General features: G+C 62.2%; 13 protein-coding genes. 1 reads left to right on the top strand and 12 read right to left on the bottom strand.

Annotated elements, in window-relative coordinates:
- Positions 1 to 729: 729 nt before the first annotated feature.
- From OBACDRAFT_RS21515 to OBACDRAFT_RS21465, 12 genes are all read right to left on the bottom strand, one after another.
- Positions 730 to 1,185, bottom strand: coding sequence for a hypothetical protein (locus OBACDRAFT_RS21515; RefSeq protein ID WP_043588970.1), 456 nt, complete (start codon positions 1,183 to 1,185; stop codon positions 730 to 732).
- Between the two features lie 22 nt (positions 1,186 to 1,207).
- Entirely contained in the window at positions 1,208 to 1,561 is a 354-nt protein-coding gene (locus tag OBACDRAFT_RS21510) for a hypothetical protein (protein WP_043588969.1), read from the bottom strand.
- A gap of 87 nt (positions 1,562 to 1,648) precedes the next feature.
- A complete protein-coding gene (locus tag OBACDRAFT_RS21505) occupies positions 1,649 to 2,191 on the bottom strand; it encodes a hypothetical protein (protein WP_043588968.1) in 543 nt (180 codons plus the stop codon).
- Positions 2,192 to 2,222: 31 nt separating this feature from the next.
- Positions 2,223 to 2,780 (bottom strand): host-nuclease inhibitor Gam family protein, encoded by a 558-nt coding sequence (locus OBACDRAFT_RS21500; RefSeq protein ID WP_043588967.1) that lies wholly within the window; start codon positions 2,778 to 2,780, stop codon positions 2,223 to 2,225.
- A 78-nt stretch (positions 2,781 to 2,858) separates the two neighbouring features.
- On the bottom strand, positions 2,859 to 3,305 hold the full coding sequence (locus OBACDRAFT_RS21495) for a hypothetical protein (RefSeq protein ID WP_043588966.1): 447 nt from the start codon (positions 3,303 to 3,305) through the stop codon (positions 2,859 to 2,861).
- A 175-nt stretch (positions 3,306 to 3,480) separates the two neighbouring features.
- Positions 3,481 to 3,759: a hypothetical protein gene (locus OBACDRAFT_RS28695; protein ID WP_157837237.1), complete on the bottom strand. Its 279-nt coding sequence runs from the start codon at positions 3,757 to 3,759 to the stop codon at positions 3,481 to 3,483.
- Positions 3,644 to 4,162: a hypothetical protein gene (locus tag OBACDRAFT_RS21490; protein ID WP_043588965.1), complete on the bottom strand. Its 519-nt coding sequence runs from the start codon at positions 4,160 to 4,162 to the stop codon at positions 3,644 to 3,646. Before OBACDRAFT_RS21490 ends, OBACDRAFT_RS28695 begins: the two co-directional genes overlap by 116 nt.
- A 2-nt stretch (positions 4,163 to 4,164) precedes the next feature.
- Complete coding sequence (locus OBACDRAFT_RS21485) at positions 4,165 to 5,079, bottom strand: AAA family ATPase (RefSeq protein ID WP_043588964.1); 915 nt, start codon at positions 5,077 to 5,079, stop codon at positions 4,165 to 4,167.
- A gap of 25 nt (positions 5,080 to 5,104) precedes the next feature.
- A complete protein-coding gene (locus tag OBACDRAFT_RS21480; RefSeq protein WP_043588963.1) occupies positions 5,105 to 7,072 on the bottom strand; it encodes a helix-turn-helix domain-containing protein in 1,968 nt (655 codons plus the stop codon).
- A gap of 32 nt (positions 7,073 to 7,104) precedes the next feature.
- The gene (locus tag OBACDRAFT_RS21475) at positions 7,105 to 8,010 is read right to left on the bottom strand and encodes a ParB N-terminal domain-containing protein (protein WP_043588962.1); all 906 of its coding nucleotides are present in this window, start codon (positions 8,008 to 8,010) and stop codon (positions 7,105 to 7,107) included.
- Between the two features lie 8 nt (positions 8,011 to 8,018).
- Entirely contained in the window at positions 8,019 to 8,357 is a 339-nt protein-coding gene (locus OBACDRAFT_RS21470) for a hypothetical protein (RefSeq protein WP_157837236.1), read from the bottom strand.
- Between the two features lie 2 nt (positions 8,358 to 8,359).
- Entirely contained in the window at positions 8,360 to 8,581 is a 222-nt protein-coding gene (locus OBACDRAFT_RS21465; RefSeq protein ID WP_198529964.1) for a hypothetical protein, read from the bottom strand.
- Between the two features lie 291 nt (positions 8,582 to 8,872).
- On the opposite strand from OBACDRAFT_RS21465, the gene OBACDRAFT_RS27070 reads away from it, so the two are divergent.
- Positions 8,873 to 9,520: a LexA family protein gene (locus OBACDRAFT_RS27070; protein ID WP_081722254.1), complete on the top strand. Its 648-nt coding sequence runs from the start codon at positions 8,873 to 8,875 to the stop codon at positions 9,518 to 9,520.
- Positions 9,521 to 9,550: the final 30 nt, after the last annotated feature.

Genomic DNA, 9,550 nt, shown 5'->3' with positions numbered 1-9,550 from the left:
CTCCAGCGCGAGCCGCGAACGCGGCCTGAGTGAAGCCGAGGCATTGGCGGAGTGTCCGCATTTTTGCGGCCGCTGCCGAACCAGTCGCCCGAGGGAACGCCGATGACGTTCCCGTTGATGATGTCGTGTCGTTGTTCATCGGCGTTCCCTCGTCTCGGTGTTAGCCACAGCTACTCGAACGCGGCGACAAGACAGGATGACACCCGCACAATTCGGGCATGTGACAGGGCCTCTTGGCCAATCGACCCAAGCCAACCCTTCTTCGACGCCGTCCTCTTCAGAATCGATATTCCACGCATCTCCACAGAGCGTATATTCGGAATTGCACTCGTTGGTTAGGTGGATGAGGCCGTTTTGTGATTTTGCGTATTTCATAATTGGATACAGGCTAACCAGCCGCGTCACTGAACGCCTCCGGCGTCAGTGCGCTCGGTGTTCGCATCCGTTTCGGACAAGGGGGCACATTTTCGGCAATAACAGGCTCCGGCGACAGGGCCGCAATTAAAGACCCAGAGAGCAGGTGCGTGTTCGCCACAAAAGTCGCAGATACCTTCTCCACGAGCTTCGTTTTCGTGATCGTCTGATAAAAGTTGCCCGGTAGGTTTCATCACTTGGAAAAACCCCTCGGCAAAAGTCGGCAAAGGGGGTTATTTGGCAAGGCGGAGCAAAGGAGAGTGTCTGGTGTTGGAATGGTCATTTTCTCCATTGGGATTTTCGCGCATGGCGCGGTCAGAGTGCTTCGCGGTAGAGTTGGAATCGGGTGCGTTTGCCGGCGGTGGTTTCGACTTCCTTTTCCCAAAATTCGGGGTCGGCCTCGACTGCGGCGCAGTGCTGGAGCCAGGAGTCGTAGTGAAATTCGTAACACGAGGGGCTGGTCTGGCGGACGCGGATGAGGTTGGCGCGCCCGAGGCGGTGCAGGGTGCTTTTGGAAATGCTGATGCCGACTTTGCGCAGGGTTTCTTCGTTGAAGGGGAGCCAGGCGGGCATCAGACGGGTGACTTGCCGGTAGAGTCCGCCGCCGACGGGGATGAGTTCGGTGAGGGTGTGGCGGGGCGGGTTTTCCTCGGACGGGTGCATGTCCACAAAATGGCCCGGCGCCACCTGCACGCGTTCCAGGGGGCGCAGGGCGGGCACCGAGAGGGCGGGCGAAACGGGCAGTTGGATGGGCAGCGAGGGCGCGGACATGATGGAAATTAAGAATTAAGAATTAAAAATTAAGAATGGTGTGTGTGTGGGAGGAGGGGGGGGGGAGCGTGGTGTTGGGACGACGGGTGACGGGTGGGCGGCGTTTTTTGCCGAACACGGGGACGACGCGGAAGGGGATCATGGCGAGCTTTGGCGCGCCCCACGCTTCCAGAAGACTGCCTTGCATTTCCCCGATCACCCATTGCGTCTTGGCGGCCAGACTGGCGGCGGCGCGGCGGGAGGGGAACATGCGGATGCTGCCATTGGGGACGTTGGTGATGGTGCTGTCTGCCGGCAGTCCGGCAGCAGTGAGGATGATATAGCCGAGGGGCGCGGGTTTCGCCGGGCGGGGTTTTCTGGTTTTTCGTGTATTCATGTTTCGGATTTTTTAACCACTAATGATCACTAATGGTCACTAATTCGGACCGGATTTTATTAGTGTTCATCAGTGTGTATTAGTGGTTCAAAACGGGTTGCCGTCGTCGGTCGTGGTGAGTGTGCCGAGGTTTTCCCGGACGTAACGCGGGGCCTTGCGCGCGGGTTTTGCGACGGCCTTGCGGCGGTTTTTGATGGTGAAAAACAGGTGCCAGAGTTGCTTTTCCTCGGCGTCGCCGAGGTCGCATTTATACTGACGGCGGCAGATGGCGGCAGCGTAACCTTCGCTGAGGCCGCGTTCGGCGAGGGCTTGCTGGAGTTTGTAAAACACCGTGATGCGGCCGGCCTCGGCATGGCGGAGGAGGGTGCGCAGGGCCATGCCGCCTTCGCCAAGCAGGTTGTTGAAGTGGGCAATGAGGGGGAGGAAGTGGAGTTCGCTGACACACCGGCGCAGCGAGGTGATGCCACCGGTGACTTTGCCTGTTTCCTGGTGACGCCATTGTTCAAAGCAGGCGGTGCGGCTGAGGTGATCGTTGATGCACTCGTGGGCTTCGCGCATCTCCCAGGCGTCGTAGGCGCGTTTGGCGAGCATGGCGACCTGGGCTTTTTGATCGTTGGTGAAGTATTGCATGTGAGTAGAGCTTGGAGCTGTGAGCTTGGAGCTATGAGCTGCCGGACTCTTCCGCTTCCTCAACCGCTCCTTCCTTGAGAAGCTTTTTGACGAGCTTATCGACGGCGCTGTCACTGGTCTTGATGAAGACTTGGTCGCCGGTGGTTTCGACGGTGACGCCGAGCTTGGCGAGTTCGCGGGTTTCGAGGTTTCCCAACGCGGTGGCGGAGGGTTTTTTCTTGATGACAAGGTAGGCGTCGGCATCGAGCCCGAACATTTTTTCAATGCGGACGACGACGGATTCCTCATCGTCCCAAGTGAGCTTTCCCTTGCCTTTCTGGAAGCCGATTTTGACGCCGTGGAGCGTCATGGTGCGCGGTCTCTCAAAAAGCTCCGGGTGGGACTGGATGGCGGCGGAGAGGTTGGCCTGGGTATCCTGCGCGATGGCGAGAGCAGTCTTGATGCCGGGGCGCTTGCGACGGTGCGCGTCGCGGACTTCATCTTCCAGGGCGGCGGTGCGCTCGGCGAGCACGCGGCGGGCCTCGGCGTAGGCTTTGGCGTGAACGTCGATCAATTCGAGGGGAGTGGGGGATTGTGCGATTGTTGGCATGGTGGGTGGTGGGTTTGGACAGATTTTTTAGAATTTTCAGAATGGTTTTTCTCTGCGCTCTCCGCGGCTCCGCGTGAATTATTCCTTTTTCTCCATCGGGATTTTGTTGTCGGTGCGGAGCATGAGCACGGGGGTCTTAGACTTGATCCAGACTTGCTGTTCTTTGAAGTGCTTGGCCGGGATGTTTTCGATGGCGTCGCCCATCTTCTCGGCGGGCAACATGCGGCCTTTTTTGGTGGTGTTGAACTCGTAGGCGGCGCGGTGAATGCGCTCCTGCGTGGTGAGGACGCTCTCGTTTTCCGGGATTTGCAGAACCCAACCAACGAGATCGTTTTCGGGGAGCGTGCCCTCGGGATCGGAGATGAGGATGCACCATTGTTTTTTGACCGGCGGCGGCGTTTCCTCGTTATCGGCTTTGGCGGCGGCGGCTTCGTTGATGGCCTCAAGGATCGGCTTGGTGATGGCCGGTTCCGGGATGATCGTCGTGATGATTTTCGCGACGGTGGATATTTCGATTTTGGACATGGCGGGTGGTTTTGTTTTTGGACGGAATTAACAGAATTTTCAGAATGGTTTTCTCTGCGCCTCTGCGTCTCCGCGTGAGATCAGGTTGTGATGAGGAGGACGGTGAGGGTCGCGGCGCAGAAGCCGGCGGCGAAGGCGTTGGCGACGACGAGCCAGAAGGTGAGGCGCGGGGTGTTCATGCGCGGGGGGCTTCGATTTTGTCGGTGAGTTGGCCGATGACTTCGGCGAGTTCGTCGGCTTCGACGGCGAGGTCGATGGCTTCGCGGTGCAGGGTGAGGATCGCCGTTTCGATGTCGCTGGCGGCGGCATCGTGTTTGCCTGGGCAATGCTGGATTTGCTCAATGATGGTGAGCTGGTCGGTGAAGCGTCCGAGGTAGGACAGGTGGGCGCAGAGGCGGGCGCGCAGTTCGGCGATTTGGGCCGGTGCGAGGTTCAGTTTTTTTGTCTTTTTCATTGATGGTGGAGGCGGGATGTTCGTGCTCGGCGAGGAGTGCGTCGGTTTCGCGGCGGGCGGCGGCGAGGTGGGCGAGGGCTACGTCGTAGTGGCGTTCGGCGAGGCCGCGTTCGGACTCGGCGAGGTGGCGTTTGACGAGCCAGCAGGGGTCTTGCGGTCGGTGAACGGGAGTGGCGGGTTCGGTGTCGATGGCGTCGGTGATGGAGCGCAGGCGCACGATCCAGGCATCCACATCCAGTTCGCCCCATGCCTGGGCCATGAGGCGTCCGCGCCAGGTGCGGGGGCTGCCAAGATCGGGGTATCGGCGCACGAGGGCGGCGTCGCTGAGGGCAAGGGCTTGCTGGTGCACGGAGAGTTCGCGCACGAGGGCGGCAAGGTTGGTGATGTCGGCGGCGGTGGGCATGATCAGACGTGCGCGGGGTTGCCCATCATCTGGTCGCGCAGGGCGAGGGCTTTGAAGAAGTGGTGCTCGGCGAGGGTTTCGCCTTTTTTCGCGGCCACGCGGTTGGCCAGGCGGCAGATTTGCGAGAGGAGGCGGAGGCGGCCTTTCTGGCGGGGCAGTTTATCGTTGGCCACCTGGCCGCAGGCGGCGAGGAGCTTGGGGCCGGGGCGCGGGAACCAGGGGACGATGAGGGGGCGGTAGTGCTCCTCGCCGAGTTCGGCGGGGAGTTTTACGGGCATCCCGACGCGGCCCATGATTTGCTCGAAGTTGTAGGCGCTGCGGGACATTTCCCGCACAAGTTTGACGGTGCAGAGCAGGCCGATGGGGCACTCGGCAAAATCGTGGAGTTCGCGCAGGAAGTCGATTTTGTCGGCCTTGGCTCCGCGGCTGCGGGGGAGGAGGTCGTGGGCCTGGTCGATGATGAGTATCCGGTTGTCGGATTCGGCGAACCAGTCGCGGATGACGCGGCGCATTTCGGCCAGCGAGAGGTTGCCGGTCTCGCCGATGGCGCGGCAGATTTCGGAGAGGAACAGCCTGACGCCGCCAATGGAGGGGGCTTCGATGAGGATGACGGCGAGGTGGGGGCGGGCGAGGCTCCAGGCTTCGGTGGCGAGGGTTTTGCCGTGGCCGGTGTCGCCTTCGATGAGGGCGATGGAGTTGTTGCGCACGGCGTAATCGAGGCCGGCCCAGATGAGGCGGGTGGCGGGCGTCTCGACAAAGGTTTCGCGGGCGGCGGAGGCGCGGCCGGAGGCCGTGCGCGGCGCTTCGCGCCGAACGTCCAACGTCGAACGTCCAACATCCAACTCCGAAGGGGAGGATACTTTTTTTATTGGACGTTGGGTGTTGGATGTTGGGCGTTGGATGTTGATGGCGATCATGGCGGCGTGGGTTGTCGGGTGGTGGTTACTGGCTGAGAAGGCTGGCGATTTCGTCGGCGGAAAAGGCGGCGGGCGGGGCTTCGGTGATGATGTCGTCATCCTCCGTGGCGGCGGTGAGGTCGGCCGGTGTGAGGCGGCCGGCGGCTTCGCGGACGAGGGCGCGGGTGTCCTGCCCGCGGGCGCGCTCGGCGATGGCGGGCGAGAGGGGACGCGGCGCTTCGCGCCGAACGTCCAACGTCGAACGTTCAACATCCAACGTCGAAGTGGTGGGATCGGAGAGGCGGTGGGCGTTGACAGCGAGGGTGGCGACGTTGCCGCGGCCGTCGCGGTGTTCGGTGGCGGCGGACTGGGGGCCGCGTCCGAAGGGCATGATGGCGCGGTATTGGAGGCGGCATTGTTCGCGGTAGCGGCGGCGGCGCTCGAAGCTGGCGCGGTCGTCCCACTGGCTGGTGGCGGAGAATTGGGGGACGCGATCGACGGCCTCCGCGATGCAGATGAGCTGGGCTTCGCGGTAGGGCCTGGCCAGACCGACGGGGGAGGCGGGGTCGATGGCGGCGCGGGCGCCGGTCTCGCGGTTCAAAATGGCGGCGCCGAGGTGGGGCTGGGAGGGGTCACAGCAGACGGTGACTTGATAGCCGTCGCCGAGGCGGGCGAAGTGATCGGAGTAGAAGTAGAAGGTGGCGTCGTGCTCGGCGCTTTTGATGCGGACGTGGGCACCGCGAATGGTGACGGGGGCTTGTTCGGGGAGGAAGCGGTAGCTTTCTTCCAGCGTCGGCTTCCTCATGGGCGCGGTCTCCATGTGCTGGTGCCAGATTTCGTCGGGTATCCAGGCGCGGCGGTTGTGGAAGCGGCGGGCGTTGGCGGGGCCGTAGATTTCGCCTTCGACGGGTTCGGCGTTGAAGGCGACGAGGGCGGCGTCCACGCGGGCGGTCCACTGGGCGAGCGTGGGGAAGAGGGGGCGGGGGTCGCGGGAGCCGGCGCGGCAGGCGATCCAGTCTTTGGTTTCACGTTCTTTGACGCCGCGGTGGCGGCCCATGCTCACCCCGCCGAGCGCGAGGAATTTTTGGAGCATGTTGAAGCGGTTTTCGATGTATTTGGTTTTTGCGGACGTGGCGCGCTGGATTTGGCAGATGTGGTGGACGCTTTGGATGGCGTTGATGAGGTGGGCGTCCCATGTGCCGTATTCGAAGCGGAGGAAGCGGGGGGCACCGACGGAGTGGAAGATGTGGGAGAGGGACCACAATATATCTTTGGCGCGGTAGGCGTCGTTGTAACGGAGGATGGTGGAGTAGCCGACGTAGCGGCCGGTGCCGACATCGAGCCAGAAGAGGACTTGGGGGCGCACGAGGCGCACGCCGTAGCGGGCGGCGCAGGGGTCGGCGGGGTCGTCCCATTCGACGCAGCAGGGTTCGTTGCTGGTCATGTCGTCGGCCTCGAAGACGAGGCCGGGGTGAATGGGTTTTTCCTGCCCGTCGAAGTCGATGTAGGTGAGATCGCGTGGGGTGCAGATGCCGTGGAGATTGAAGGTGTCGGGGCCGGCGTTGAGGAGGCGGCTGGACTGGGTGGGGCGGGCGAGGCGTTTGAGGGTGCGGGTGAGGGTGTGTTTGCTGGTGCGTGGTTTGAGGATCACGTCGGCGAGTTCGGGGCGGCAGGTTTCGGAACGGGCGTAGGTGCGCAGGGCGAAGGAGACGCCGACGGTGCGAGTTTTTTGGGGGTCGTGGGGATCGCTCATGAGAGTGAGGCGCTGGATGGCGGCTTTCTCCACCTCGCTGAGGGTGACGAGGGGGCGTCGTCCGCTGTTGGTGGTGCGGGGGCGCAGGGCGGCGAATCCACCGATCTGATACAGGCTCATGAGGCGCGACGCCTTGGCCGGGGAAAGCCCGGCCTGCGCGGCGGCGGCGTTCTGCGAAAAACCCTGCCCCGTGAACACGAGAATCGTCTTCACGGCTTCGATGCGGCGGGCTTCCTCGTTGACCTGAAAATCGGTGGGCATTTTGGAAAAAGCTGAAAGCTGAAATCAGTGGGTTAGAACTTGGGTTCGGGTCCGGCCTTGAGGGCGGACTTGAGGCTGGTGAGGAGGGCTCGTTGCACGTCCTCGGGCCAGGTGGTGACTTCGTCGGCGACGGCCTTGACGACGGGGCGGCGCTCTTCGGGCGAGAGGGTTTCCCATTTGGCGGTGAAGCGTTTGCCGACACTGCTGAAATCGCGTTGGAAAAGCTCGGCGACGGGGGGCACAACGCGGGCTTGTCCGTCAGTGGCGGTCTTGCCGGCGATGGCTTGGATGATGCCGCCGAGGCCGATCTCGCCGGCGAAGAGCTTGGGCTCGAACCAGCCCCGGCGCGTGGCCTCCTGCGCGGCCTCGCCCCATGTGTAAACAGTGGGATCGTTGAGCAGGTCGCGGACTTTGGTCGCCTGTCGCAAAAGCTCGTCACTGAAACCGAGGTCGGCGGCGATCTGGGCGAGGGTCTTCTGACCAAATCCAACTGAGTTGGATTTGGTCCCTGCTGTCCCGGTTTGAAGAGCTGCGACCCAGCGGCGGCGGGCTTCCTCAATCGCTGGCTGGAGGAGCGGGAGGGAGAGGTAGGCGAGAGCGCCTTTGGTGAGGTTGCGGCGTCCGGCGAGGGCGTTGAGGACGATGGTGGCGGCCTCGGAGGACGGACGGCGAACGGCGGGGAGAGGAAGGCCGAGCGTGGCAGCGGCAAGGCGACGGCGGCGGCCGTCCATGATGCGGCCTTCCTCATCCAGAATAATGGCGATATCGATACGGCCGGACTGGCGGACGGTTTCAATAAACCCCTCGGTCTCGGCATCCTCGCGGGTGACTGGCGGCATGACGGCTAGGAGCGGATGCACGGCGAGCGTGGCGGGATCGGCGAAGAACACTTCGTCGGGCGTGAGCGTGGTGGTGTGTGTGGAGGTGTGTTCGGACATGGGAAAGGTTAGGCGGCGGCGGGTTGGCGTGGCGCGGGCGTCTCGCCCGCATGGGCGGTGCGGCAGAGGCAGTTCTCGCGGCTGGCAGCCAACCAGGCTTTCCACCACCGGGCTCCGCCCGGCGTGGCGATGAAACGATCCGCGGCGCGGGATGTGGCCGCCTTGGCCTTGCGAATCTCCGCGTGTTTGGCCCGGAGTTGGCGTTTCAGTTCGACCAGCTCGGCTTCCATGCGGGTCGTTCCGGGCAGGGCCATCCACTCCCGGTGCAGGGCTATTTCGGCCTCCGTGCAAAAATCCGCCGGCATCGGCATCGGGCGATACGTGGTTGCAGGTGTCGTCGTATCCATGATCAGGCGGCGGGGGTGCGTTGAAGGAGACGGTCGAAAGTGGCCTGCTTGCGGTCGGCCTCGCGGATAGCGGCAAGCAGGGCAGAAGCGGCTTCCGCTTCGTCGTTCGTGCCGACGGCCATCCAAGCGATCAGCACTTGTTCGGTGTCGTTTGGATTGAGTTCCAGCCGCTCACGATTTTCCCACGCAATGCGGGCAACGCGGCGCAGGGCCATGGTATCCATGTTATCCACGCAACACCTCCCTGATCTGACTGAGCACCCGAGGATGCTGACCGCGATTGATAGCCGCGCTGACCGTCGGACGTGGACGATTGATGTAGCGGGCAAGTGCCGCCACAGTCGGAAAGCGGTCTCGCGCTTTCAGAAGAGCGATCTTCAGAACGACCGGATCATGACGAGTTGAGGCTTGCATTGAGCGGGGGCGGCGTGTGAACTTTGGTTTACGTCCGTCAATAGAGAAGCGAATAAAAGTTCGCGTCAAGATCCAATGAGAACAAAACTTCACTTTTTCGCGTGAACTCCCCCATTTCAGGCAAACAACTCAAGGAATGGCGTGAGTCAGCAGGGCTTACCCAAGAGGAGCTTGGGCAGAGACTTGGCTACACTCGTGAATGGATCGGAAAACTGGAGTCCAATGATCGCCCCATTTCAGCGAACATTCATCTGAAATTGGAGACTCTAAAAAGAGAACTAGAGTTCACAAACAGAGGTGAGTTACGAGAAAACCCCGCACCCTATGGGGTGGGGCACCCCTTACGAGACCTCGCCCCGCGCGAGATTCCTGTCATTTCTTGGGCACACGCTGGCGAGGCCGTATCTTACGAGGAAATCCCGCGGGACTGGCAGAACACCATCTACACCTCCTGCGCCACTCCTCACGCTTTCGCCATCACCGTCGAAGGCGATTCGATGCTGCCGGACTTTCGTCCTGGCGACGTGGTGGTGGTCATGCCGGAGGTGGAACCGCGCAATCATTGTCCGGTGGTCGCCAAGCTGAAAAATGACGGTGTGGTTCTCAAAATCCTCAACGCTTCCGGGCCGGAAAAACGAACCATCGTCCTGACCTCGATCAATCCCGTGTATCAGCCTCTCACCTACACACCGGAAGATTTTCACTGGATTTGGCCGGTGCATTCCTCGCAACGGCTGCACTGGCGCTAATCCCTAGTCATTTCCTTCAACCCACTACCA

It is taken from the genome of Geminisphaera colitermitum TAV2, from assembly GCF_000171235.2.
Taxonomy (GTDB): Bacteria; Verrucomicrobiota; Verrucomicrobiia; order Opitutales; family Opitutaceae; genus Geminisphaera; species Geminisphaera colitermitum.
Note: the sequence above shows the minus strand (reverse complement) of the source record. Positions and strands in the feature narration are given on the sequence as shown.